The following is a 26,056-nucleotide window of genomic DNA, read 5'->3' on the forward strand; positions in this document are numbered from 1 at the left end:
ATGAACGACATCTCCAGGAGGCGACTGCTCTCCACCGCCGGCGCTGTGGGCGCGGGCGGCCTGGTGGTGGGCGCCGCGGGCGGCGCCGCCGCACACGCCGCCACCGAAGCGGACCCCGCCGCCCTGACCACGGTCGGCTCGACCGAGGTCGCCTTCCGCTCCACCGGGGGCTCCCGCCGCACCACCCCCCAGGCAGGCATCACCACACCGTTGCAGTCCACCGGGTACCTGATCGCCTTCGACCTGGCGGCCGGTGCCGGACGCGGCGGGGCCGCCGCGCTGCTGCGGCGCTGGTCGGCGAGCGCGCAGAAGATGATGGCGGGCGAACCGGCCGACCACGACACCGACATCGCACTCGACGCCGGTCCCTCGTCCCTCACCGTCACCTTCGGCTTCGGACGGACCTTCTTCGACCGCACCGGCCTGGCTGCGCAGCGTCCCTCCCAGCTCGATCCGCTGCCGGACTTCTCGTCCGACCATCTGGACCCCCGGAGGAGCAACGGCGACCTCTGGCTGCAGATCGGGGCGAACGATCCGCTGGTCGCCTTCCACGCGCTGCGCGCCCTGCAGAACGACGCCGGCTCCACGGCGCGGGTGCGCTGGCAGATGACCGGCTTCAACCGCACGCCCGGTGCGACAGCGGCGCCGAAGACCGTACGCAACCTGATGGGCCAGATCGACGGAACGGGCAATCCCCGACCCTCCGACGACGACTTCGAACGGCGGATCTTCGTCCCGGCGGACGGCGGCGAGGGCACTTCCGCACAGCCGAAGTGGATGGCCGGCGGCTCGTACGCGATCGTCCGGCGGATCCGGATGCTCCTGGACGACTGGGAGAAGCTGCCCCTCACCCATCAGGAGAAGATCATCGGGCGGCGCAAGAAGGACGGCGCCCCCCTGACCGGCGGCACCGAGACGACCGCCATGGACCTCGAGAAGTTCGGCCACGACGGCAAACTGGTGATCCCGGACAACGCCCACGCCCGGATCTCGGCCCCCGAACAGAACGGCGGAGCCGCGCTGCTGCGGCGCGGATTCTCGTATCACGACGGGATCGGCGCCGACGGGACGCCGGACGCCGGACTGCTCTTCGTCTGCTGGCAGGCGGACCCCCTGCGTGGCTTCGTGCCGGTGCAGCGGAAGCTGGACCGCGGCGACGCGCTGTCCCCTTTCCTGCGCCATGAGGCCAGCGGACTCTTCGCTGTACCCGGGGCGCCGGGGCCCGGCGAATACGTCGGACAGCGCCTGCTGGAAGGCGCCTGACCCCACCGGAAGGCGCATTAGGGTGACCGTATGTCAGCCACACGCTTCACCTACCTGGGCCCCGAAGGCACATTCACCGAGGCCGCGCTGCGTACCCTCCCCGAGGCCGCAACCCGTGAACTCGTCCCGATGGTGTCCGTACCGGCCGCACTGGATGCCGTACGGAACGGGGAGGCCGCGGCAGCGCTCGTCCCGATCGAGAACTCCGTGGAGGGCGGTGTCACCGCGACCCTCGACGAACTCGCCGGCGGCGAACCGCTGACCATCTACCGCGAGGTGCTGCTGCCCATCACCTTCGCACTGCTGGTACGGCCGGGGACCGAGCTCTCCGACGTGAAGACGGTGACCGGGCACCCGGTCGCCCAGCCGCAGGTCCGGAACTGGCTGCGCGCACACCTCCCCGGGGCCCTGTGGGAGTCGGCTGCCTCCAACGCGGACGGCGCACGCCTGGTCCAGGAGGGGCGCTACGACGCGGCCTTCGCCGGCGAGTTCGCGGCCGCGACCTACGGCCTCGTACCGCTGATCACCGAGATCCATGACGCGCAGAACGCCGAGACGCGCTTCGTACTGGTGGGACGGCCCGCGCGCCCGTCCGCACCTACCGGGGCGGACAAGACGTCAGTGGTGGTCTGGCAGCGCGACGACCATCCGGGGGCGCTGCTCGAGATCCTGCAGGAGTTCGCGGTGCGCGGCGTCAACCTGATGCTGCTGCAGTCACGTCCGACCGGCGAGGGCATCGGCAACTACTGCTTCGCCATCGACGCCGAGGGTCATATCGCCGACCGCCGGATGGGGGAGGCCTTGATGGGGCTGAAGCGGAGCTGCCCGCAGGTGCGGTTCCTGGGCTCGTATCCGCGTGCCGGAAGCGGGACGGCGGGCGGAGCAGAGAGTGGTCCGGCGAGAGGAGCAGCGGACGCATCGGTGCGACGGCCCGGAACGTCGGACGCGGAGTTCCAGGAGGCTTCGGACTGGCTGGCCCGCAGCCAGGACGGCCGGGTCTGAGCCGGTCGCTCGTCCCCCTGCGGGTTCCTGTCCAGCCGTTGAGTTATCCACAGGCATCGCTCCCTGCCTGGGGACAAGTCGACAGCGGGAGGGAATTGGGTCGACAAATCGGCTCAGCGACGACAGTTCCGGCCCGGGGCGACAGGTCTGGCGCCCCTCAATCGCGTTGATCAACTCTTTGAATCGGTCAATTCCCACCCGAATGAGTGCGCGAGTCAGGTTTGCCGGAGAATCCGTCCCTTTCATCCAGCCCGAAAAATGATCCACTTCTTCATCCACAGATCTTCCACACAGCCTGTGGATAACTTATCGCGTTAGCGGATTCCTGTGGATAACAGAACACAAGTCCCTGGAGGGCCGGGCGGGGGCCGCCCCGGCGCCTACCGCGGCGCCCGTCCGAGGCGGCTGCTGTTTGAGGGGGCATGCTCGCGATAATTCTGCCTGCATTGCCCCTATATAACGTCAATTGGGACAAAACGCCGGGCGAATGCATATCGAGTCGAGAGGCCGAAGCAGGCACCGGTAGCCTGGTGGGGTGATTGACCTTCGCCTGCTCCGTGAGGACCCCGACCGTGTTCGCGCCTCCCAGCGCGCCCGTGGAGAGGACGTCGCCCTCGTCGACGCCCTGCTCTCCGCCGACGAGCGGCGCAGGTCGTCCGGGACCCGCTTCGACGAACTCCGCTCCGAGCAGAAGTCGCTCGGCAAGCTGATCCCCAAGGCTTCCGGTGACGAGAAGACCGAGCTGCTGAAGAAGACCGGACAGCTCTCGGCCGCCGTCAAGGCAGCCGACGCCGAGCAGAACGAGGCGGAGGAGGAGACCAAGCGCCTGCTGCTCCAGCTGGGCAACCTGGTGCACCCCGACGTCCCGGTCGGCGGCGAGGAGGACTTCACCGTCCTGGAGACGCACGGCACGATCCGCGACTTCGGGGCCGAGGGCTTCAGCCCCAAGGACCACCTGGAGCTCGGCGAGGCGCTGAGCGCCATCGACATGGAACGCGGCGCGAAGGTCTCGGGCTCGCGTTTCTACTACTTGACCGGGATCGGCGCCCTGCTGGAACTCGCGCTGGTCAACGCGGCCATCGCGCAGGCCACCGAGGCCGGGTTCGTCCCGATGCTGACGCCGGCCCTGGTCCGTCCGCGCGCCATGGAAGGCACCGGATTCCTCGGCCAGGCCGCCGAGAACGTCTACCACTTGGAGAAGGACGACTACTACCTGGTCGGCACCTCCGAAGTACCGCTCGCCGCCTACCACATGGACGAGATCCTCGACGCGGACCAGCTGCCGCTGCGGTACGCCGGCTTCTCGCCGTGCTACCGCCGGGAGGCCGGCACGTACGGCAAGGACACCCGGGGCATCTTCCGGGTGCACCAGTTCGACAAGGTCGAGATGTTCTCGTACGTCCACCCCGAGGACGCGCAGGCCGAGCACCAGCGACTGCTCGAGTGGGAGAAGCAGTGGCTGACGGCTCTTGAGCTGCCGTTCCAGGTGATCGACGTGGCGACCGGCGATCTCGGGGCGTCCGCCTCGCGGAAGTTCGACTGCGAGGCGTGGATTCCCACCCAGGGCAAGTACCGCGAGCTGACTTCCGCCTCGAACTGTGACGGGTTCCAGGCCCGCCGCCTGTCGGTCCGGATGCGCGAGGGCAAGAAGGTCCAGCCGCTGGCGACGCTGAACGGCACGCTCTGTGCGGTGCCGCGCACCATCGTGGCGATCCTGGAGAACCACCAGCTCGCCGACGGCTCGGTGCGGGTCCCGCCGGTGCTGCGCCCCTACCTCGGCGGCAGGGAACTCCTGGAGCCCACGTCCAAGTGACCGTCCCCGCCCTCCCCTACCGGCTCGTCGCCACCGACCTCGACGGCACGCTGCTGCGCGGTGACGGATCGGTCTCGGAGCGCACGCGCGACGCGCTCGCCGCGGCCACCGCGGCGGGCGCCGCGCACATCGTCGTCACCGGGCGGGCCGTCCCCTGGACCCGGCACATCCTCGACGACCTGGGTTACCGGGGTCTCGCGGTCTGCGCGCAGGGTGCGCAGCTCTATCACGCGGGGGAACACCGGCTGCTCACATCGGTGACGCTGGACCGGCAGCTGGCGGCGCTCGCGCTCGCCAAGATCGAGGCCGAGGTCGGACCGCTCGCCCTGGCCGCGAGCCGCGATGGTCTGGAGGGCGAGGTCCTGGTGGGTGCGGGCTATGTCCAGGAGGGCCCGCTGCCCGTGCTGCCCTTCGACGACCGGGCCGAGCTCTGGTCCTCGCCGCTGAACAAGGTCTACATCCAGCACCCCGAGATGAGTGACGACGCACTGGCGCAGGTCGCACGGCAGGCCGTGGGCAATCTGGTGGACGTGGTGATGGCGGGCGCCGGTGTGGTGGAGATCCTGCCGCTGGGCCTGAGCAAGGCGACCGGCCTCTCGCTGGCGGCCCGCCGGCTGAAGCTCAGGGCCGCGGAAACGATCGCGTTCGGGGACATGCCGAACGACATCCCGATGTTCGGCTGGGCGGCGCACGGGGTGGCGATGGCCAACGCACACGACGAGCTCAAGTCCGTGGCCGACGAGGTGACCACGTCGAACGAGGACGACGGCATCGCGGTGGTACTGGAGCGGCTGCTGCGGGGCTGAGCCTTGCGCGCCCTCGGCGTGCGTGACTCATAGGACTATGCGGTCGTTGTTCCGGACGCGTGGAGGCAACTGGAGTATGCGGCGTCGAGTTGATGTGAAGTAGAGGAATGCCGGTTCCGGAGTAGACCGGGCCGGCCATGGAGCCAGTGGCGTAGATGAGCGGACCTCCATCCCTGAAGCCCGGGGAGAGGGCCGTCCGAGTCATGCACCACTGACCATGAACGGCAGGCACATCCATGCCATCCGAAATCGCCCTGCTCGAATCGCGCACACTGCGCGCGGACCATCTGAAACGCGTCGACGTCCTGGACAAGGTCAAGGCCCTCGCCCTGCTGCCGGACGGAATCCACGTCCGTACGGAGGACGTCGCACAGTAACTCGAAGTATCCACAACCACCGTCAGGAGGTTGACCGACCGCCATCACGCGGAGCTGACCGAGAACGGGATGCGAATCCTCCGAGGCTCTGACCTGGAGCGATTTAAGAACGACACCTTGTCGCTCTATTCCAGCGCGTCGGCAAGTTATCCACAGCCCCGCTCGGGGCTGCGGCTCTTCACCCGCCGCACCGTCCTCAACGTCGCCATGCTGCTGCGTGACAGCGAAGTCGCCCGGCGGGTCCGCTCGTACCTCCTCGACACGGAGGCACAACACCGGCCGGCCCCCGGCTTCGACCCCCGTTACGACGGCCTCGACCACCGGGTCACCCGGCTGGAGTCGGCGATGGGCGAGGTCGGCCCGGCGCTCCGGGAACTGGGGCCGGTGCTGCTCCGGATGTCCCAGCGGCTGGAGGCGCTGGACCAGCGGCTCGACGCCACCAACCGGGTCGTCGGCGCGATGAGCGTACGGTCGCGGATCTCGGCGAGGATGTTGCGGAGATCAAACGCCAACTGCGGCGCACACCGCGTCAGCGCCGCGGTGACCACCGGCGCTGAGTGCACGAACCCCGGGGCCGGAAACCCGGCCCCGGGGCTGCCTCACTCCTCGCCTGCGAGCGTCAGGCGCCGCAGCTTCTGTCCCGCGTACCAGGTCGCCAGCACCGTGACCCCGGCGAGCAGCACCACGGCCAGCGGCAGCCCGACGTCCGAGCTGATCGCGCCCGGGTTGCCGATCTTCTCGGCCAGCGACAGCGACCACTGCTGGATGCTGAGCGTGCGCGCCCCCGGCACCAGGCTGCCGAAGAGGGTTTCCCAGACCAGGGCGTAGACGAGACCGGCGACCACCGCGTGCCGGGTGACGGTGCCCAGGAGCAGGAAGACAGCGGCATAAGCGATCGACGCGACCAGCGAGGCGACCGTGTAGGCGACCGCGATCTGCTGCCCGTTGCCGTTGAGGATCATGCCGGCGACGAACGTCGGGATGGCGGAGAAGGCCATCGTCACGGCGATCGCCACGATGAGCTTCGTGAAGATGATGGTGGGGCGTTTCACCGGCTTGGCGAGCAGATAGACGATCGAACCGTCGTCGATCTCCGGGCCGATCGCACCCGTGCCCGCGATGACACCGATCAGCGGCACCATGGTCGCCATGGCGAAACCGCCGAGTACATGGGTGGCGACCTGGTCGTCGGCGCCGCTGAACGCGCGCACCGCGGCGGCGATCACGATCAGCAGGGCCGGCAGTACGAACAGGATCGCGGCCCGGCGACGGCCGAGCAGGGCCCGGTAGGTGAGCCGGGCGACTGTGGGGTTGTACATGGACGTCACAGCTCCTTTCAGGCCGCTACGAGGTAGGAGAAGACCGACTCGAGCGACTCGTCCGAGGGCGAGACGGTGAGGAGACGGACGCCGTGTTCACGGGCGACGCGCGGCAGCAGCGCCGTGAAACGGCCGAAGTCGACCGCCTGGATGCGCAGTGCGCCCTCGGTCACGTCGACCTCGATACCGGCGGTCGACGGGTCGGCGATCAGCGCGGCGGCGAGGGCGCGATCGTCGCTGGAGCGTACGAGATAGCGGTGCGGGCGGTCCGTCATCAGACGGCGGATCCTGCGGAAGTCACCGGACGCGGCATGCCGTCCCGCCACGATCACTTCGATGTGCGAGGCCAGTTGCTCGACCTCCTCGAGGATGTGCGAGGAGAACAGAACGGTGCGGCCGTCGGCTCCCATGTGGCGCAGCAGCTCCATCAGCTGCATGCGCTGCCGGGGGTCCATGCCGTTGAAGGGTTCGTCGAGCAGCAGCACGCTCGGGTCGTGGACCAGGGCGGATGCCATCTTCACGCGCTGGCGCATGCCCTTGCTGTAGGTCGAGATCTTGCGGTCCTGCGCCTGCTCCATCTCGACCGTGGCGAGGGCCCGCTGAGCGGCGCGCTCGTCCAGACCGTGCAGTTCGGCGTTGGCGACGACGAACTCGCGCCCGGTCAGGAAGTCGTACATCCCTTCCCGTTCGGGCACGATGCCGATCTTGCGGTAGACGGACTCGTTGCGCCAGATCGGTTCACCGTCGAGCGTGACAGTGCCGGTGGAGGGGGCGAGGAAGCCGCCCATCATGTTGATGAGGGTGGACTTGCCCGCCCCGTTGGGGCCGAGCAGACCGGTGACGCCGGGGCCCACGGTCATGGTGATGTCGTTGACGGCGACCACATTGCCGAACCAGCGCGAGGTGTGGTCGATGTTGATCGTGGTCACAGCCCGACCTTCCGGTAGCGGCGCATCAGGACGGCGTACGAGCCGGCGACGAGCGCGAGAATGACGAGCAGATAGACGACGCCGGCCCCGGTTCCCGGGCCCACTCCGCCGGGGAAGGAGGAGGTGGCGCCGAGGAAGGCGGTCTGCAGGCCGTCGATCAGGGTGATCGGCGAGAAGAGTCCGAGCCACTTCACGGCGCCGGGCGAGCCCTGTTCGAAGGCGATGGCCTGGACCGTGGAGACGGCGCCGTAGGTGATGGTCAGTACCGCGATGACTGCGGCAACACCGAACCCGCGGCGCGGGGTGAGCGCGGCCACCACCAGGGCGACACCGGAGAAGAGCACGGAGAGCAACGCCACCGAGACCAGTCCCTGGCCGAATCCCTTGGTCTGGTCGGCGAAGTCGAGTTTGGCGAGCAGCGCACCGACGTAGAGGATCACCAGCGGCGCCGCGGTGAGGGCGAAGAGCGCCGAGGCCAGCGCGCCGAACTTGGCTACGACGTAGTCGACCCGCTCGATGGGCCGTGAGAAGTACAGCGGGATGGACTTGAAACGCAGATCGCGGGAGACCGACTGCGGGGCCTGCGCGGCAAGGAACAAGCCGATGAGAGCCTGGGTGACGATCGCGTAGCGGGTGTAGTCGAGGGGCAGGTCCTTCGCCTTGGTCGCCACCGCGACCGCCACGAGGATCGCCGCGGGAACGCACATCACCGCGAAGAGGATCATCGGGAGGACCTTGGACTTGGCCGAGCGGCCCAGTCCGTACGCGCCGCGCAGGGACTGCGAGAAGAGCGAGCGACGGGCGTAGGCACGTCCCAGGCGCGGGCCGTCGTACTTGCGGTATCCGATGTTGTGGATCTGACTGGTCTCGGTACTCATCGCGCCTGCACCTCCTGCTGGGTCTGCTGGGTCTGCGGGGTCTGTTGCGTCTGCTGACCGGGGTGGAAGACCTCGGCGATGTGGTGCCGGCGCTGCTCCATCCGGACCAGGCCGAGGCCCAGATCGGCGACCGTGTCACGGACCAGGTCGTAGGTCTCCTCGCCCTTGGCCTCGACGAGCAGGATGTGACCGGCTCCCGGCAGACCGTCCTCGGTGGTCGCGGCCAGCGTCACCCCCGCCGCGGCCAGCGACTCGCGCAGCGCGTGGGTGCCGTCCGGGTGGTTGTCGGAGTCGGTGACCTCGACCGCCAGCGTGGTGGTGCTCTGGGTGAAGTCGCTGGTGGAGCTGGACCTCAGCAGCGAACCGCCGTCGATGACGACCACGTGGTCGCAGGTGCGCTCCAGCTCACCGAGGAGGTGCGAGGTGACCAGGACGGAGATGCCGAAGTCGGTGTGGATGCGGCGGATCAGGCCGAGCATGTCGTCACGGCCGGCCGGGTCGAGGCCGTTGGTCGGCTCGTCGAGCAGCACCAGCTGCGGGTCGTGGACCAGCGCCTGCGCCAGTTTCACCCGCTGCTTCATGCCGGTCGAATAGCCTCCGATGGGCCGGTACCGCTCCTCGTACAGGCCGACATGGCGCAGGGTGTCCGCGGTGCGTTCACGCGCCGCGGTGGGCGGCAGCCCGGACATCCGTGCCATGTGGACGACGAACTCGGTGGCCGAGACATCCGGCGGCAGACAGTCGTGCTCGGGCATGTACCCGACGCGCTCACGGATCTCGCCACCGCTGGTGGCGACGTCGAGCCCGAGCACCGCGGCCCGGCCTTCCGTGGCGGGGGACAGACCCAGCAGGATCTTGATCAGGGTGGACTTGCCGGCTCCGTTGGCGCCCACCAGTCCGGTCACACCGGGTCCGATGTCCAAGGAGAGCCGGTCAAGCGCGGTTACCCGTGGGAACCGCTTGCTCAGGCTTTCGGTCACGATCACAGTCACGTTCCGAAGGTAGTGGCGCACCCCACATCGAAGCGTCAGACCAGGCGGCTGGATCCCTGTCCGACTCCAGGCGTACGGACCCGTAGGGGGCCGGTACGGGAGGAGGACCCGGGCCTCGGGGCGGCCGGCGCCGGGACCCGTTGTCCACAGGCGCGGACCGACCCCTTGACGTAGCCGCCAGTCATTGTCACATTCATCAATGGCAGGGTTACGGCGTGAGGTTACGAGCACGTGTGCGGCGCTGGGCAGAGGAGAGAGCCACATGAGCACGGCCATCGAAGGAGCCCGCGAGCGCCGGGTGCGCACCGGCGGTGTCGACCTGTGTGTCGCCGAGCTGGGGGACCCGAGCCGGCCCACCGTGCTGCTGGTGCACGGCTACCCGGACAGCAAGGAGGTCTGGGCCCAGGTCGCCACCCGGCTCGCACCCCGCTTCCATGTGGTGCTGTACGACGTCCGTGGCCACGGCGGATCCACGGCTCCGGCCCCGCTGCGCGGTGGTTTCACCCTGGAGAAACTGACCGATGACTTCCTGGCCGTGGCGGACGCGGTGAGCCCCGGCAAGCCGGTGCATCTGGTCGGCCACGACTGGGGTTCGGTGCAGTCCTGGGAGTTCGTGACGCTGTCCCGGACCGAGGGCCGGATCGCCTCGTTCACCTCGGTGTCCGGACCGTCACTCGACCATTTCGGGCACTGGATCAAGAAGCGGATGTCCCGGCCCACCCCGCGCCGGGTGGGCCAACTACTCGGCCAGGGCGCCAAGTCCTGGTATGTGTACCTGCTGCACACGCCGGTGCTGCCGGAGCTCGCCTGGCGAGGGCCGCTCGGCAAGCGGTGGCCGAAGATCCTCCAGCGCGTCGAGAAGCTGCCCCCCGGTGACTACCCGACGGCCTCACTGCCCACGGACGCCGCGCACGGTGCCTGGCTCTACCGGGACAACGTTCGCGCGCGGCTGCGCCGACCCCGTGCCGACGCTTATGCGCACGCACCGGTCCAGCTGATCACGCCGACCGGGGACGCCTTCCTCTCGGAGCATCTGTACGACGAACTGGAGCAGTGGGTACCGCAGCTGACGCGGCGAACGCTGCCGGTCAAGCACTGGGTACCACGGACCCGGCCGGACCGGTTGGCCGCCTGGATCGGCGAGTTCGTGACCGCCCACGAAGACCCCGGTCCGGTGCGTCGACCCACGCCGACCGGAAAGTACGCGGCGCGATTCGCCGGTGCGCTGGTCCTGGTGACGGGCGCGGCCAGCGGCATCGGGCGGGCCACCGCCTTGTCGTTCGCCGAGGCCGGGGCCCGGGTCGTGGCCGTTGACCGGGATGCCGAAGGGGCGGCGCGCACGGCGGAGACCGCACGGCTGATCGGTGCTCCCGATGCGTGGGGAGAGGCGGTGGACGTCAGCGACGAACGGGCGATGCAGAAATGCGCCGAGAAGGTCGCCGCCGAGTACGGCATCGTCGACGTCCTGGTCAACAACGCCGGGATCGGTCTCTCCGGATCCTTCTTCGACACCACGAGCGAGGACTGGCAGAAGGTCCTCGACGTCAATCTCTGGGGCGTCATCCACGGCTGTCGGCTCTTCGGCAAGCAGATGGCGGACCGCGGGCAGGGCGGCCACATCGTCAACACCGCTTCCGCGTCCGCCTACCAGCCTTCGCGGGCACTGCCCGCCTACTCCACGTCCAAGGCGGCGGTGCTGATGCTGAGCGCCTGCCTGCGGGCGGAGCTGGCCGGTCAGGGGATCGGGGTCAGCGCGATGTGCCCCGGCTTCGTCAACACCGACATCACCTCCACCGCGCGTTTCGCCGGGGTCTCCGCGGACGAGGAGAAGCGCCGGCAGAAGAAGACGGCTCGGCTCTACGGGCTGCGCAACTACCCGCCGGAGAAGGTCGCCGAAGCGATCCTGGCCGCCGTGGTGCAGAACCGGGCGGTGGTCCCGGTCACGCCCGAAGCCCGCGGCGCCCTGCTGCTCTCTCGTTTCGCCCCGGCATCGCTTCGTGCCATCGCCCGATTGGAGCCGCCGCTATGAGCACCGGGAAGACCATTACGCCCGATCCGGCCGACGAAACGTATGTGATCGCCCCGCGCCGCGTCTCCTTCGACTGGGGGCGCACCCCGCTGCACTGGATTCCGGACGAGCCGACCGCCACCCATGTGATCAACGTGCTGCATCTGCTGCTCCCGGCGGGGGAGCGCTGGTTCGTGAAGGTGTTCAAGGAGGCCCTGCCCCTGGTCAAGGACCCAGGACTGCTCAAGGACGTCAAGGGGTTCATGGGCCAGGAAGCCACGCACAGCGTGCAGCACTCCCATGTGCTCGACCACCTCGCGGCCCAGCACCTCGCCACTGAGCCGTACACCCGGCACGTCGACTATCTCTTCGAGAAGCTGCTCGGCGAGCAGCCGCCGTTCGGGATACCGGTCCGGGAGCCGGAGTGGCTTCGCTTCCGGCTCGCCGTCGTCGCCGCGATCGAGCAGTTCACCGCGGTTCTCGGCGACTGGGTGCTGAGCGCGGAGGGCCTCGACCTGGCGGGGTCCGACGAGGTGATGCTGGACCTGCTGCGCTGGCACGGTGCGGAGGAGGTCGAACACCGGTCGGTGGCCTTCGACATGTACCAGCAGTGCGGTGGCACGGGGCTGTCGCGGTACGCCCGGAGGGCCGAGGGGATGGTCATCGTCGCACCGGTGCTCCTGTGGCTGTGGGTGTGGGGCACGTCGTATCTGCTGCGCCACGACCCTCAGCTCAGCGGTCGGCTCCGCTACACGCTGCGCGAGCACAACAGAGCCGTTGCGAAAGGGCTGCTGCCGCGCTGGGGCGAACTGGGGTCGGCGATCCCCCGCTACTTCAAGCGGTCGTACCATCCCTCGCAGGAGGGCTCACTGCGCAAGGCGGTCGAGTACCTCGCGGTCTCGCCTGCCGCCCGGGCGGCGGCCGGTGCGATCGGACGGGCAGCTCTGTCGTAGGCGGGGCACCGAAGCGCCGGGACAGGCGCGGCAGCATAGGGAGTGAGCGTGTCCGGCCAGACAGCGGAGCCCCGGCAGACGGGCGCCGAATACCGGATCGAGGACCTGGCGCATCGCAGTGGAGCCACGGTCCGTACGATCCGTGGCTACCAGGACCGCGGACTGCTGCCCAGGCCGCAGCGGCGCGGCCGGTCGAATGTGTACGGCGACGACCACCTGGCCCGGCTGCGCCAGATCGCCGATCTGCTCGACCGCGGTTACACCCTGGCCTCGATCAAGGAGCTGCTGGAGGCCTGGGACACGGGGCGCGGGCTCGGCGGGGTGCTGGGTCTGGTCGCCGAGGTCAGCGGCCCGTGGACGGACGAGGAACCCGCCCGCATCTCGCGTGCCGAGCTGGACGAGAGGTTCGGCGGTGTACCCGACAACGACGCCGTCGCCGATGCGCTGGCACTGGGCGTACTGGAGCCCATCGCGGACCGGGACGACGAATTTCTGGTGCCCAGTCCCCAGGAGCTCGCGGTGGCCGTGGAGCTGCATGCGGCCGGCGTCCCGCTCCAGGCCATCACCGGTCACCTGCGCGAGCTGCGCGGGCAGGTGGAGCACATCGCCTCCCGCTTCCTCGAATTCACCACCGAGCACGTCTTCGCCCGTTACCTCGGACACCCCCCGCCCACCGAGGGTGAAGCAGCCGAAGCGGCCTCGCTGGTGCGCAGGCTGAGGCCGCTGGCCCAGCAGAGCGTGGACGCCGAACTGGCCCGGGCCATGCGGACGTTCGCCACTCTCCACCTTCAGCAGCACCTCATGCACGAGCCCCCACCGGCACATTCCGGCGAGCCCGCGGTACCCGTCGCCGCTGCCACCCTGAGCGCGGTCGAGGAATTGGTCGGCCGGGAGAACGCGGCAGCGTTCATCACCGCGGCGGCCGAACGAGAGCTGCAGGCAAGGACGTTGGACGCACTGACCGCGTCTCGACACCGAAGCCGGGACGACGACCCGAAGACACACCAAGGGCGTTGACTTGTCCACAGTTTCGGCCTCCGGCCTGTGGACAACTACCCCTGCCTGTGGATCACTGCTCTCCCGAAGGCGCTATCCCCGCAGTTGCGCCGGCGCCTCGGTCGCGATCTGCTCGAAGACCTTCTCGTCGGCCGCGAAATCCGACCCGGAGATGGGGGCGTGGATCGCGATCTCGTTGATACCGAGCGCCAAGTGGCGGCCCGCGAAGTCCACAAAGGCGTCCAGGGACTCCATCGGCCGCGCCCGGTCCGGCGTGAAACCGGTGAGCAGCACCTTGTCCAGTTCGGTGGCGTCCCTGCCGATCTCCGCACAAGCGGCATCGAGCCTGCCGATCTGTCCGCGGATCGCTGCCACGGACTGCTCGGGTGTCCCCGCCTCGAAGAGCTTCGGGTCGCCCGTCGTCACCCACGCCTGGCCGTGCCGCGCAGCCAGCTTCAGTCCGCGGGGCCCGGTGGCCGCCACCGCGAAGGGAAGCCGGGGCCGCTGCACACACCCCGGGATGTTGCGCGCCTCCTCAGCGGAGTAGTGCGTGCCCCGGTACGAGACCGAGTCCTCGGTCAGCAACCGGTCGAGCAGCGGTACGAACTCCCCGAATCGATCCGCCCGCTCCCGTGGGGTCCACGGCTCCTGGCCCAGCACCGTGGCGTCGAAGCCGTTGCCTCCCGCCCCGATGCCCAGCGTGATCCGCCCGCCGGAGACATCGTCCAGCGTGATGAGGTCCTTGGCGAGCGTCACCGGATGCCTGAAGTTCGGTGAGGTGACAAGGGTGCCCAGCCGCAGCCGTGACGTGGCAGCCGCCGCGGCAGTCAGCGTCGGGACGGCACCGAACCAGGGTCCGTCGCGGAAGGTGCGCCACGACAGGTGGTCGTAGGTGTAAGCGGTGTCGAAGCCGAGGCTTTCGGCTCGCTGCCACTGGTCGCGGCCGCCGTCGGACCAGCGGCGGACGGGAAGAATCACGGTGCTCAGACGCATGGTCCGAGCTTAGGCGGCTCCGAACGGACCGCGGAGGCCGCGTGACCTCTCAGATGTGCGCCCCTTCGCACGCCCGTGCACCGGGTGCGGGAGAATACGTCGGTGACCTCAGCTAACGGCCTCGCATCCGCTTCCGCTCCTCCGCCCCGGCTGATCGCCACCGACCTGGACGGAACCCTGCTGCGCGACGACAAAACCGTGTCGGCCCGTACGATCGCGGCACTCGCCGCCGCCGAGAAGGCCGGCATCGACGTCTTCTTCGTCACAGGTCGCCCGGCCCGGTGGATGGACGTCGTCAGGGACCACGTGCACGGTCACGGCCTTGTCATCTGCGGCAACGGCGCGGCGGTGGTCGACCTCCACGGCGACGAGGGCGGACACGTCTTCGTCAAGGTGCTCCCGCTGGAGCGCACCGACGCACTCGATGTGATCTCCCTCCTGCGGGCCGCCGCGCCCGGCACGTCCTTCGCCGTCGAGCGCACCGGCGGCATCCACCATGAACCCGGCTACCCGCCTCTCACCTTCGATCCGGCATCGAGTGTGGCCCCTGCCGAAAAGCTGCTCGCCCGGGACGCGGACGCCGCGGGACAGCCCGTGCTGAAGCTGCTCGCCCATCACCCCGAGCTGTCCCCCGACGACTTCCTCGCCCTGGCGAGGGCATCCGTGGGTGACCGCGCGTCCATCACCCGGTCCAGCCCGACCGCGTTGCTGGAGATCAGTGGTCCCGGTGTCTCCAAGGCGGGCACTCTCGCACTGTGCTGCGCCGAGCGCGGCGTCGCTCCCGCGGAGGTGGTGGCCTTCGGTGACATGCCCAACGACGTGGAGATGCTGAGCTGGGCGGGCACCTCGTACGCGATGGGCAACGCTCACCCCCTGGCGGTGGCCGCGGCTTCGGGTCGTACGGTCGCCAACAACGAGGACGGCGTCGCTGTCGTCATCGAACAGATCCTGAAAGCCCTCTGACCGGTCCTGAAGCTCCCCGAGGCAGCCGCCCCTGCCCCCGGCCCGGTCTACAGCGGGACCTCCCAGACCACCGACGTACCACCGCCGTCGCCACCGAGCCCGGGACCGTGGCGACTGGCGCCGCCCAGCGATTCGGCACGCCGGTTGAGATTGTGCAGGCCGCTGCGCCGCCCGCCGGCCGGGATGCCCACCCCGTCGTCGGAGACGGTGAGCCGCACCGCCGGGCGTCCGTCGGCCAGTTGCGCCGTCACGTCGACCTCCACCTCGATCCGGGAGGCCCCGGCATGCCGGAAGGCATTCGACAGCGCCTCCCGCAGCGCTGCGATCAGGTTCTTCCCGGTGAGGTCGCCCACCGTTCTGTCGACGTCACCGACGAAGCGGTGCCCCGGTTTGAACCCCAGGGGCACGGCTGCCATGTTGATCTCGCGCAGCACTCGTACGCGCAGCCCGGACGGCGTCTCGGAAGAGCTCCGCTGGAGGGCGAAGATGGCCGTACGGATCTCCTGGATCGTCACATCCAGTTCCTCCACGGCCTTGGCGACACCCCGCTGCACGTCGGGGACCACGGACTGGCGGTGAGCGCCCTCCAGCATCATCCCGGTGGCGAACAACCGCTGCACGACCAGATCGTGCAGATCCCGCGCGATGCGGTCGCGGTCCTCGAAGACGGCAAGGCGCTCCCTGTCGCGCTGCGCGTCCGCCATCATCAGGGCGAGCGCCGCCTGTGAGGCGAACTGGGTAGCCAGGGTCCGCTCCGTCGCGGTGAACGGCCGGGCGTCCCGCACCCGTGGTGTGGCCAACGCACCGAGCACCCGGCCGCCGCTGTGCAGCGGCAGCATCATGCTCGGACCGAACCGGCGCCCCAAGCCGGTGACGAGCCGCGGATCCGTGTCCGGGTCGTCCACGAACACCGGCCGACCGGACAGCAGGGCCCGCACCACCGCGCTCCCCGCCGGGATGATCTTCCCGAGGGCGTCGCCGGGCTGATCGGTGGAGACCGCGACAATTTCCAGCCCACCCCGGGCTGCGGGCAGCAGCACCACGCCGGCCGCCGCGTCCGCCAGCTTTCGTGCCTGTTCGGCGACCACGGAGAGCGCCTCGTCCGGGTCGCCGCCGGAGAGCAGCGCCGTGGTGACGGCCACCGAGCCGTCGATCCACCGCTCGCGCCGACGGGCGGCCTCGTACAGCCGGGCGTTGCCGATCGCGATCCCGGCCTCGGCGGAGAACACCCGCACCATGTGCAGGTCACTGTCGTCGAACTCGCCGCCGCCCTGCTTCTCGGCCACATAGAGGTCCCCGAAGACTTCCCCCTGCACCTGGATGGGAACGCCCAGGAAGTCCCGCGACGTCGGATGGTGAGGAAATCCGGACGACCGCGCGTCGGCCGTCATCCGTCCGATCTCCGCTGCCTGCTCCGGGGAGATGCCATGGGTGATGAAGTCCGTCAGACCGGTGCGCTTCTGATCGACCACGCCGATGGCGGCATAGCGGGCATCCACCAACTCGGCGGCGGTCCGGCAGATCCTGTCCAGCGTGGGGTGCAGGTCCAGTCCGGTACCCACCGACCGCATCGCCTCGAGCAATCGCGGCACCCGCGCCGACAATTCGCCGGAGAGGCCGTGCAGACCGGAGGCGGTGCGAGCAGCGGCGTCGAGGGGATTCGCGGAATCCGAGGACATACCACAGAGCCTAGTAAGTCCTGTTTGGAGTGGAAAGTCAGACTCTGTCGGCTCCCGCCAGGTCACTGTCCCGCTCTCGCTCCAGCATCCGTCGCAGCGGTCCGTCCAGCGCCGCGAGCTCCGCATACGGCCCGCGCTGCACGACCCGGCCGGCGTCCAGCACGATCACCTCATCGACCGCCTCGAGCCCACGCAGCCGGTGTGTGATGAGCACTGTCGTGCGGCCTTCGGTGGCGGTCAGCAGATCCGCCGTGAGCGCATCGGCGGTCACCAGGTCGAGATGCTCGGCCGGCTCGTCCAGCACGAGCACCCGGAAATCGGCGAGCAGCGCCCGGGCCAGAGCAAGACGCTGACGCTGGCCGCCGGAAAGTCGGGCACCGTGCTCGCCCACCGGGGTGTCGAGTCCGTCGGGCAGGCCGTCGGCCCAGTCGAGCAGCGTGGCTCCGGCCAGCGCGGCGCGCAGCTGCGCGTCGGTGGCGTCGGTGCGGGCGAGCCGCAGATTCTCCCGGAGCGAACTGTCGAAGATGTGCGCGTCCTGGGCGCACAGCCCGACGAGCCGCCGGACCTCGTCGCTGTCCATCGCATCGGCATCGACCCCACCGAGCGTGTAGGAGCCCGCCGCCGGATCGAGGAAGCGCAGCAGCACCTGGGCCAGCGTCGTCTTGCCGGATCCCGATGCGCCGACGACAGCGATCCGCCGGCCGGCCTCGAGGCGCAGATCGACACCCTCGAGCGCCGGGCGCCGCTGCCCAGTATGGCGGGCGGCCAGGCCGCGCACCTCCAGGGGGAACGGCGATCGCGGGACGGGCTTCGGCCGGGCCGGCTCCTGGACGGGTTCCGGCGCGTCGAGGATCTCGTAGACCCGCTCGGCACTCCGGCGGATCCGCTGGCGGTGCTGCACGGCGAGCGGAAGTCCGGTGATGGCTTCGAAGGCGGCCAGCGGGGTCAGCACCACGACCGCGAGCTCCACCCCTGCGAGCCGCCCTTCGTGCACGGCCGCGACGCCAACGAACGCCGCGGCTACGACGGTCAGCCCGCACACCAGCGCCGTCAGACCGCCGCCGAGCGCGGTGGCGGCAGCGCCTCGGGCCGCGATCCGGGTCAGTGCCCGGTCTGCCGTCCGGGTGGCCCGCAACCGGCCCGGCACCGCTCCGGCGACCGTCAGTTCCGCGGTCCCGGAGAGCAGGTCGGCGACCTGGGTGGCCAGTGCTCCGCGGGCCGGAGCGAGTTGCCGCTCGGCCCGTCGGGCAAAAGCACCACTGAGGGCCGGCACACCCACCCCGGCAATGATCAGACCTGCGGCGAGTACCGCGCCGGCCGCAGGCAACAGCCAGCAGGTGAACCCGACCGCGGCCGCCCCCACCACTGTGGCCACGGCTGTCGGCAGCAGCCACCGCAGCCAGTAATCCTGCAGCGCGTCCACGTCAGCGACGAGCCGGGACAGCAGGTCCCCGCGCCGCACCCGACTCAGCCCGGCCGGTGCGATCCGCTCCAGCCTGCGGTAGACGGCCACCCGCACATCGGCGAGCATCCGCAGCACCGCGTCGTGCGAGACCAGTCGCTCCGCGTACCTGAAGACGGCCCGACCGGTCCCGAACGCCCGGGTCGCGGTCACCGCGACCATGAGGTAGAGCACCGGCGGATGCTGCGCGGCCCGCGAGATGAGCCAGCCGGAGGTCGCCATCAGGCCGACGGCCGACCCGAGAGCGAGGCTCCCCAGCAGCAGGGCGAGCATCAGTCGTCCACGCAGTCCGCCCGCCGACTCGCGCAACCGCGCCAGTGGATACCGCGATCCGCTCCGCCCCGGCTCGGCCGGACGCTCGGCGGGAAGCCGCTCATCGGGTGCCGAGTCGTCGGATGCCGAGTCGTCGGGTGATGACTCATCGGGTGATGACTCATCGGCAGGCGGAGCCTCGGGCCTCGGGCTGTGGAGTGCTCGGCCGGCAGCCGACCCGGGCGCTGTCGCCGAGAGGGATGCGGAAGCGGAAGATCCGGAGGACGGTGCGGCGAGCGAGACGACTCGGTCGGCCACGGCCAGCAGCGCGGGCCGGTGCACCACCAGCAGCACGGTGCGGCCTGCTGCCAGTCTCCGTACCGCCTCGACGATCCCGGCCTCGGTCTCCCCGTCCAGTGCGGCCGTCGGCTCATCGAGCAGCAGCAGCGGCCGGTCCGCGAGAAAGGCTCTGGCCAGCGCTATCCGTTGGCGCTGCCCCGCCGACAGTCCCGTGCCCCCCTCGCCGAGCACCGTGTCCAGCCCGCCGGGCAGGCCCGCGACGAAGTCGTACGCCCCGGCATCCCGCAACGCGTCGGCCACCGCCCCCGCTGCTGCCTCCGGCCGCGCCAGTCGCACGTTCTCGGCGATCGTTCCGGCGAACAGATACGGCTGCTGCGGCACCCAGGCGATCTGCTGCCGCCACCGCTCCGGAGACAGGGAGGCCAGCTCCACCGGCCCGACCCGTACTCGGCCCTCGTCCGGAGTCACCAGACCCAGCAGTACCTGCAACAACGTCGATTTCCCGGCGCCGCTCGGCCCCGTGACGGCGACCGTCTCTCCGACTTCCACGACCAAGGACGCGGTATCCAGAGCCGGCTCGGCACGCCCCGGACGACGTACTGTCACGTCCTCCAGCTCCAGCCGCAGCGAATCCGGCACCTCCCCGGTACCGCCCACGGGCAACGGGGTCTCCAGTACCGCGAAAATCTCCTCCGCGGCCGACAGGCCCTCTGCGGCAGCGTGGTATTGCGCCCCCACCTGACGCAGCGGCAGGTAAGCCTCGGGAGTCAGCACCAGGATCACCAGCCCGGTGTACAGATCCAGGTCGCCGTGGACCAGGCGCAGCCCGATACCGACCGCTACCAGGGCCACCGAAAGCGTCGCCAACAGCTCCAGGGCGAACGATGACAGAAAGGCGATCCGCAGAGTCCGCAGGGTGGCTTTCCGGTAATGGTCGGTGATGGTCCTGATCGACTCCGCCTGCGCCTTGGCCCGTCCGAACACCTTCAGCGTCGGCAGCCCGGCGACCACATCCAGGAAGTGCCCCGACAGGCGGGACAGCAGCCGCCACTGCCGATCCATCCGCGACTGGGTGGCCCAGCCGATCAGCATCATGAAGACCGGGATCAGCGGCAGCGTGCCTGCGATGATCGCCGCCGAGACCCAGTCATCGGTGACGATCCGCGTGAGTACCGTCAAGGGCACCACCACCGCAAGCCCCAACTGTGGGAGATAGCGCGAGAAGTAGTCATCCAGCGCATCGACACCACGCGTGGCGAGCGCGACCAGCGATCCGGTGCGCTGTCCGGTCAGCCACTGCGGGCCGAGGCCTGTCGTGTGTTCAAGCAGTCGGCTCCGCAGCTCCGACTTGACCGACGCGCTCGCCCGGTGCGCGGCCAGTTCGGTCAACCAGGCCACCAGTCCACGTCCCAGCGCCACCGCACCGAGCAGGAGGAGGGGGGTCCGCAGCCCGGACTCATCGAGGCCGTGCTGGAACGCCCCCACCACCACGTCGGCGATGAGCATTGCCTGGGCGACGAGCAAGCCCGCGCCGGCAAGCCCAAGAGCCACCACAGCAGCCAGGAAGAGACGAGTGGCACCGGCGTACCGGAGCAAACGCGGGTCGATCGGTTTCACGTGAAACATCCCCCCACTAGTGGGCTTCGGCTATGTGCTGGGTGCCGAGTCGCTTGCGGAAAACCCAGTACGTCCAGCCCTGATAGAGCAGGATCAGGGGCGTCATGAAGCCCGCCACCCAGGTCATGACTTTGAGCGTGTACGCCCCGGACGCCGCGTTGTCGATCGTCAGATCCCAGGCGAAGTTGAGCGAGGACGGCATCACATCCGGCGCCAGGGACAGGAACAGTGCAGCCACGGTGGCGGCAATAGCGGCCCCGGTGAAGGCGAAGGCCCAGCCCTCCCGCGTCCGGGTATTCGCGGCGAACGCGCCGACCAGCGCGGCCAGTGCCACGCAGGCCGCGATCAGGGTGGCACCGTTGCCGCGGTCCGTCTGCAGCCATACCAGGAACGCGGCGGCGAGCACTCCGGTAACAGCCGCGCTCCGGGCCGCGAAGGCTCTGGCCCGTCCCCGTATCTCACCCACCGTCTTGAGGGCGGTGAAGACTGCCCCGTGCAGCGTGCACAGCGCGGTGAAGGCGAGCCCGCCGAGAACCGCGTACCAGTTCAGCAGGTCTGCGGGGGAACCGGCGTAGTCCTGATGACTGTTGATGGGCACCCCGTGAACGAGGTTGGCGAAGATCATTCCCCAGAGGAAGGGAAGCAGCAGCGAACTGGCGAAAAGCACCCACTCCCAGTTGCGCTGCCAGCTCTCCTCAGGCCGCTTGTGCCGGTACTCGAAGGAGAGAACCCGCACGATCAGCAGCAGCAGGATCAGCACCAGCAGCAGATAGAAACCGCTGAAGAAGGTGGCGTACCAGACCGGGAAGGCGGCGAACATCGCGCCGGCCGCAGTGATCAACCACACCTCGTTGCCGTCCCAGACCGGGCCGATGATGTTGATCAGAACCCGGCGCTCCTGCCGGTCTCTCGCCAGCAGCCGGGTGAGGATGCCGACCCCGAAGTCGAAGCCCTCGAGGAAGAAATAGCCGGTCCACAGAACGGCGATCAGCAGGAACCAGAAGTCGTTGAGGCCCATGACGTCTCTCCTCTCAGTACGCGAAGGTCAGGGGTTTGTCGTCGTCCGCGTGGAACTCGTCGGACGCACCGTCGTCGTGTGAAGGACCGCGCAGCCGAGGGTCCTTGGCCGGTGGTTTCTCGTCCGTGTCGGGGCCCAGTACGGCGTACTTCTTCATCAGCCGGACATTGATCCAGCCGAGAACGGCGTACAGCGTCATCAGGACGATCAGCGAAATGAGCATTTCTGTCGGGGAGACGCCGGGGGAGACCGAGTCAGCCGTCTTGAACAGCCCGAAGACGGCCCAGGGCTGGCGGCCCATCTCGGTGAACACCCATCCGATGGAGTTCGCGATCAGCGGGAAGACCAGCGAGGCCATACCCACCCGCCAGCCCCACTTGGTGAAGAAGGGGCCCAGTTCACGGCTCCGGGTGAGCATCAGCTTGGGAGCTTCGTCGTCACCGGTGCGGTGTTCGGGCAGCAGCCACTTCTTCTTCCGGGTGAGCCAGAGTCCGGCTGCCGCGGCGATCGAGGCGGTGAGCCCGATACCGATCATGAGACGGAAACCCCAGAAGGTCACGAAGATGTTGGGTACGTAGTCGGCCGGCTTGCCGCCGTACTTCTCCGCCTCCGCCTTCGCGGTCTCATGGATGCCGGGCACCGCTGTGTGGAAGTCGTCATGGGCGAGGAAGGACAGGATCCCGGGGACCGACAGCTCCACTGAGTTGTGGCCCTGGCGCACATCGCCCACCGCGAAGACGGAGAACGGCGCGGGCGCCTGGGTTTCCCAGAGCGCCTCGGCGGCCGCCATCTTCATGGGCTGCTGCTCGAACATGACCTTGCCCAGCTGGTCGCCGGAGAGCGCGGTGAGAATGCCGGCGATCACCGTCATGACCAGACCGAGCCGCAACGAGGTCCGCATCGTGGTGGTGCGCTTGGTGCCGGTGCGCTCGCCGGCCGCGCGGGCCCGCCTGATCTTCCACAGGTGGTAACTGGAGATCCCGACCACAAAGGCCCCGCCGGTGAGGAACGCCGATGTCATGGTGTGGGTGAAAACCACCAGCGCGGTCTTCTGAGTCAGCACGTGCCAGATGTCGTTGAGGTGGGCGACACCGGTAACCGGATCGATGGAGTACCCCACCGGGTGCTGCATCCACGAGTTGGCCGCCAGGATGAAGTACGCCGAGAAGGTGGACCCGATCGCCACCATCCAGATGCAGGCGCAGTGCAGCCTCTTCGGCAATTTGTCCCAGCCGAAGATCCACAGTCCGATGAAGGTGGACTCGAAGAAGAAGGCGATGAGCGCCTCCATCGCCAGCGGGGCGCCGAACACATCTCCGACGAACTTCGAGTAGTCCGACCAGTTCATACCGAACTGGAACTCCTGGACCAGCCCGGTGGCGACCCCGATCGCCAGGTTGATCAGCAGCAGCTTCCCCCAGAACTTCGTGGCGTGGAAGTACTTCTCCCGGCCGGTCCGCACCCAGGCCGTTTCCAGCCCCGCAGTGGTCGCGGCAAGGGAGATCGTGAGGGGGACGAACAGATAGTGGTAGACGGTGGTCAGACCGAACTGCCATCGCGCCAGGGTCTCCGGCGCCAGAGCCAGCTCCACGTCGTCACTCTCCTTAGGTGGCGGCGGCCACAGCAACACTTGCCCCTTTGGTCCCACACAGCACGGGGCGAAACGGGCTCGCTTGTGAAAGCGTTCACATTCACAAGCAATATTACGTAAGTACTTTTCGGACAACGAAGGCGGGGTGCCCCTTAGGGCACCCCGCCTGGTTTCTCGCCGGTCGAAGCGATCGGCTACGGCTCGGCTACAGCTCCTGCCGGAAAGCCTCGGCCGCCTTCAGGAAAAGGTCGTTGGCCTCCGTCTCGGCAACCGTGACGCGCACCCCCTCGCCCGCGAAGGGGCGTACGACCACACCCGCCTTCTCGCAGAAGGCGGCGAAGTCACCGGTACGCTCCCCCAGTCGCAGCCACACGAAGTTCGCCTGGGTCTCGGGCACGCTCCACCCCTGACCGATCAGGGCCTCGCGCACCCGGGTCCGCTCCACGACCAGCGAACCGACCCGGCCCAGCAGCTCGTCCTCGGCGCGCAGCGAAGCGACCGCGGCGTCCTGCGCCAGCTGACTCACGCCGAACGGGACCGCCGTCTTGCGCAGCGCGGCGGCGACCGGATCATGGGCCACCGCGAAGCCGACCCGCAGTCCGGCCAGCCCGTAAGCCTTGGAGAAGGTGCGCAGCACCGCGACATTGGGCCGGTCCCGGTACAGCTCGATGCCGTCCGGGACATCCAGGTCGCGATTGAACTCGCGGTACGCCTCGTCCAGAACCACCAGGACGTCCGAGGGCACCCGGTCCAGGAAGCGCTCGAGCTCTCCCCTGCGGACCACGGTGCCGGTCGGGTTGTTGGGGTTGCAGACGAAGATCAGCCGGGTCCGCTCGGTGACCGCGTCGGCCATCGCGTCGAGATCATGCACCTCCGCGGAGTCCAGCGGCACCTGCACGGCCTTCGCCCCACTGATGCGCGTGATGATCGGATAGGCCTCGAACGACCGCCAGGCATAGATCACCTCGTCGCCCGGCCCCGACGTCACCTGAAGCAGCGACTGCGCGACGCCGACGGACCCGGTGCCGGCGGCCAGATGCGATACCGGCACCCCGAAGCGCTCGGCCAGCTCATTCATCAGTCCGGTGCAGGCCATGTCGGGGTAGCGGTTGAAGGACCCGGCCGCTGCGACGGCGCTCTCCATCACACCGGGCAGCGGCGGATAGGGGTTCTCGTTGGAGGACAGCTTGTAGGCGACCGTTCCGCCGGCGGCAGCCGGTTTGCCCGGTACATAAGCAGGGATGTCGTCCAGCACGGCGCGCAGCTTGGGGCTCTTCTCGCTCACGGCGGGTCCTCCTCGACTCGAATACTCCATACCTTATGAGGATTCGCCTCCTGGGCGAATGGCGGGCACCGAAACAGGGGGGCGCTTGGCCGACCGGCGTGCGCTGGTAGCTCACTCCGTGGCGCGCATCCCCCGTTGAGGTGAGTTGAGACCGCATCGCAACATCAGCCAGGGGGCAGGCCTATGCCGGTCCGTACCCGACACACCGTGGGTGATCTCTTCAATCGCCTTGACTTCCTCGGTGATTGGCCTTAAATGATCATGCAGAAACGTGCCTGTCAACGAGTGAATATGCGTCCCGCCTGACCGGCCCGCATCGCCCTACTATCGGCTCGCCATGACAGCAGCAGGGAAGCACCAAGTGAGCCGGGCGGAAACTCCCCGCAGGGCCAACCGGCAAGGGCGAGCGGGCATCCGGGACGTCGCCGCCGCGGCCGGCGTCTCCATCACGACCGTCTCCGACGCGCTCAACGGCAAGGGCAGGCTCCCGGACGCCACTCGCCGACATGTCCGTGAGGTCGCGGACCGGCTGGGCTACCGCCCGTCCGCCGCGGCCCGAACCCTCCGGACCGGAAAGTCCGGCCTCATCGGACTGACCGTGACCACGTACGGGGATGAACCTTTCACCTTCACCGAATTCGCGTACTTCGCCGAGATGGCCAGAGCCGCCACCTCAGCCGCACTCGCACGCGGCTACGCCCTCGTCATCCTTCCCGCCACCTCGCGCCACAGCGCGGTCGACGTCTGGTCGAACGTCGCCCTCGACGGCACCGTCGTCATCGATCCGTCCGACCACGACCCGGTCGTCTCCGAACTCGTACGCCAAGGGCTTCCCGTCGTCTCCGACGGCCGCCCGGGGGGCACCCTGCCCGTCACCGCCTGGGTCGACAACGACCACGAGGCCGCGGTTCTCGATCTGCTCGACCACCTCGCTGCCGCCGGGGCCCGTCGCATCGGCCTGCTCACCGGCACCACCACCGACACATACACCCGGCTCTCCACCACCGCTTATCTGCGCTGGTGCGAGCGGGTCGGGCAGGACCCGGTGTACGAGTCCTACCCGGCTCACGACCCCTGCGCGGGCGCCATCGCCGCCGACCGTCTGCTCGCCCGGCCGGACCGGCCCGATGCCGTGTACGGACTGTTCGACCCCAACGGAACCGACCTGCTGGCAGCTGCCCGACGCTACGGATTACGCGTCCCGGAAGATCTGCTGCTCGTCTGTTGCAGCGAATCCACCATGTACGCCAACACCGAACCGCCCATCACCACTCTGTCGCTGAAGCCGCGACGGATCGGCACCGCGGTCATCCAGTTGCTCATCGATGCCATCGAAGGCATCAGCAACGACCTCCCGGTCGAGCAGGTCATACCTACCGAACTCATCGTCCGGACCTCTTCACAGCGGCGTCCGCCACGCACCACGGTCAGCCCACCGCGTTCCCCCACCCCGGACTAATCATCCCAATGGGCGCAAAAACGTCAGCCAATCACAGGAGCATCCGGATTCAGCACCCCTGGTGCGTCACACGGGACGAGTCGCATTCCTATGATGGGCGC

Annotated in this window: 19 protein-coding genes and 1 pseudogene; 10 read left to right on the forward strand and 10 right to left on the reverse strand. The window is 69.0% G+C overall.

From position 1 onward, the window contains the following. The 5 genes and pseudogenes from efeB to AB0436_RS08990 form a co-directional block, all read left to right on the forward strand. Positions 1–1,263 carry an iron uptake transporter deferrochelatase/peroxidase subunit gene (efeB, locus tag AB0436_RS08970; protein WP_366467057.1) on the forward strand — a complete coding sequence of 421 codons (1,263 nt, stop codon included), beginning with the start codon at positions 1–3 and terminating at the stop codon, positions 1,261–1,263. Positions 1,264–1,293: 30 nt separating this feature from the next. Further along, the gene (gene pheA / locus AB0436_RS08975) at positions 1,294–2,265 is read left to right on the forward strand and encodes a prephenate dehydratase (protein ID WP_366467059.1); all 972 of its coding nucleotides are present in this window, start codon (positions 1,294–1,296) and stop codon (positions 2,263–2,265) included. A gap of 535 nt (positions 2,266–2,800) precedes the next feature. After that, entirely contained in the window at positions 2,801–4,078 is a 1,278-nt protein-coding gene (gene serS / locus AB0436_RS08980) for a serine--tRNA ligase (protein ID WP_366467060.1), read from the forward strand. Then, on the forward strand, positions 4,075–4,884 hold the full coding sequence (locus AB0436_RS08985; protein ID WP_366467061.1) for an HAD family hydrolase: 810 nt from the start codon (positions 4,075–4,077) through the stop codon (positions 4,882–4,884). Before serS ends, AB0436_RS08985 begins: the two co-directional genes overlap by 4 nt. Before the next feature lie 236 nt (positions 4,885–5,120). Beyond that, positions 5,121–5,732: pseudogene (locus tag AB0436_RS08990) on the forward strand (hypothetical protein); the annotation flags it as partial. Positions 5,733–5,860: 128 nt separating this feature from the next. Here the strand turns inward: AB0436_RS08990 and AB0436_RS08995 are convergent. Genes AB0436_RS08995 through AB0436_RS09010 form a run of 4 tightly spaced genes read right to left on the reverse strand, consistent with a single transcriptional unit; the run spans position 5,861 to position 9,373 of the window. Then, the gene (locus tag AB0436_RS08995) at positions 5,861–6,580 is read right to left on the reverse strand and encodes an ABC transporter permease (protein ID WP_365853851.1); all 720 of its coding nucleotides are present in this window, start codon (positions 6,578–6,580) and stop codon (positions 5,861–5,863) included. Positions 6,581–6,597: 17 nt separating this feature from the next. After that, complete coding sequence (locus tag AB0436_RS09000; protein WP_366467062.1) at positions 6,598–7,509, reverse strand: ABC transporter ATP-binding protein; 912 nt, start codon at positions 7,507–7,509, stop codon at positions 6,598–6,600. Then, positions 7,506–8,387: an ABC transporter permease gene (locus AB0436_RS09005; protein WP_366467064.1), complete on the reverse strand. Its 882-nt coding sequence runs from the start codon at positions 8,385–8,387 to the stop codon at positions 7,506–7,508. The genes AB0436_RS09000 and AB0436_RS09005 overlap by 4 nt, the downstream gene beginning before the upstream one ends. Beyond that, positions 8,384–9,373 carry an ABC transporter ATP-binding protein gene (locus tag AB0436_RS09010; RefSeq protein WP_366467482.1) on the reverse strand — a complete coding sequence of 330 codons (990 nt, stop codon included), beginning with the start codon at positions 9,371–9,373 and terminating at the stop codon, positions 8,384–8,386. Before AB0436_RS09010 ends, AB0436_RS09005 begins: the two co-directional genes overlap by 4 nt. 268 nt (positions 9,374–9,641) lie before the next feature. On the opposite strand from AB0436_RS09010, the gene AB0436_RS09015 reads away from it, so the two are divergent. Genes AB0436_RS09015 through AB0436_RS09025 form a run of 3 tightly spaced genes read left to right on the forward strand, consistent with a single transcriptional unit; the run spans position 9,642 to position 13,357 of the window. After that, complete coding sequence (locus AB0436_RS09015) at positions 9,642–11,408, forward strand: SDR family oxidoreductase (protein WP_366467065.1); 1,767 nt, start codon at positions 9,642–9,644, stop codon at positions 11,406–11,408. Then, the gene (locus AB0436_RS09020; protein WP_366467066.1) at positions 11,405–12,340 is read left to right on the forward strand and encodes a metal-dependent hydrolase; all 936 of its coding nucleotides are present in this window, start codon (positions 11,405–11,407) and stop codon (positions 12,338–12,340) included. Before AB0436_RS09015 ends, AB0436_RS09020 begins: the two co-directional genes overlap by 4 nt. 48 nt (positions 12,341–12,388) lie before the next feature. Then, positions 12,389–13,357 (forward strand): MerR family transcriptional regulator, encoded by a 969-nt coding sequence (locus tag AB0436_RS09025; protein WP_366467067.1) that lies wholly within the window; start codon positions 12,389–12,391, stop codon positions 13,355–13,357. Between the two features lie 72 nt (positions 13,358–13,429). Here the strand turns inward: AB0436_RS09025 and AB0436_RS09030 are convergent, their stop codons facing one another. Beyond that, positions 13,430–14,329, reverse strand: a complete 900-nt coding sequence (locus AB0436_RS09030) for an LLM class flavin-dependent oxidoreductase (RefSeq protein ID WP_366467068.1) — start codon at positions 14,327–14,329, stop codon at positions 13,430–13,432. 102 nt (positions 14,330–14,431) lie between these two features. Here AB0436_RS09030 and AB0436_RS09035 point away from each other — a divergent pair, with 102 nt between their 5' ends. After that, a complete protein-coding gene (locus tag AB0436_RS09035; protein ID WP_366467069.1) occupies positions 14,432–15,292 on the forward strand; it encodes an HAD-IIB family hydrolase in 861 nt (286 codons plus the stop codon). A 47-nt stretch (positions 15,293–15,339) separates the two neighbouring features. Here AB0436_RS09035 and AB0436_RS09040 read toward each other — a convergent pair whose 3' ends face one another. The 5 genes from AB0436_RS09040 to hisC all read right to left on the reverse strand — a co-directional run bounded on the left by AB0436_RS09040 (position 15,340) and on the right by hisC (position 24,496). Further along, positions 15,340–16,971: a GAF domain-containing protein gene (locus AB0436_RS09040; RefSeq protein ID WP_366467070.1), complete on the reverse strand. Its 1,632-nt coding sequence runs from the start codon at positions 16,969–16,971 to the stop codon at positions 15,340–15,342. Between the two features lie 37 nt (positions 16,972–17,008). After that, positions 17,009–20,602, reverse strand: a complete 3,594-nt coding sequence (cydD, locus tag AB0436_RS09045) for a thiol reductant ABC exporter subunit CydD (RefSeq protein ID WP_366467071.1) — start codon at positions 20,600–20,602, stop codon at positions 17,009–17,011. 16 nt (positions 20,603–20,618) lie between these two features. After that, on the reverse strand, positions 20,619–21,620 hold the full coding sequence (gene cydB, locus AB0436_RS09050) for a cytochrome d ubiquinol oxidase subunit II (RefSeq protein ID WP_366467072.1): 1,002 nt from the start codon (positions 21,618–21,620) through the stop codon (positions 20,619–20,621). 13 nt (positions 21,621–21,633) lie between these two features. After that, the gene (locus AB0436_RS09055; RefSeq protein ID WP_366467073.1) at positions 21,634–23,211 is read right to left on the reverse strand and encodes a cytochrome ubiquinol oxidase subunit I; all 1,578 of its coding nucleotides are present in this window, start codon (positions 23,209–23,211) and stop codon (positions 21,634–21,636) included. Between the two features lie 205 nt (positions 23,212–23,416). Further along, complete coding sequence (gene hisC, locus AB0436_RS09060) at positions 23,417–24,496, reverse strand: histidinol-phosphate transaminase (protein WP_366467074.1); 1,080 nt, start codon at positions 24,494–24,496, stop codon at positions 23,417–23,419. 337 nt (positions 24,497–24,833) lie between these two features. Here hisC and AB0436_RS09065 point away from each other — a divergent pair, with 337 nt between their 5' ends. Continuing rightward, positions 24,834–25,955 carry a LacI family DNA-binding transcriptional regulator gene (locus tag AB0436_RS09065; protein ID WP_366467076.1) on the forward strand — a complete coding sequence of 374 codons (1,122 nt, stop codon included), beginning with the start codon at positions 24,834–24,836 and terminating at the stop codon, positions 25,953–25,955. Positions 25,956–26,056 lie beyond the last annotated feature (101 nt).

Source organism: Streptomyces sp. NPDC051322 (genome assembly GCF_040689485.1).
In the GTDB taxonomy this organism is placed as follows: domain Bacteria; phylum Actinomycetota; class Actinomycetes; order Streptomycetales; family Streptomycetaceae; genus Streptomyces.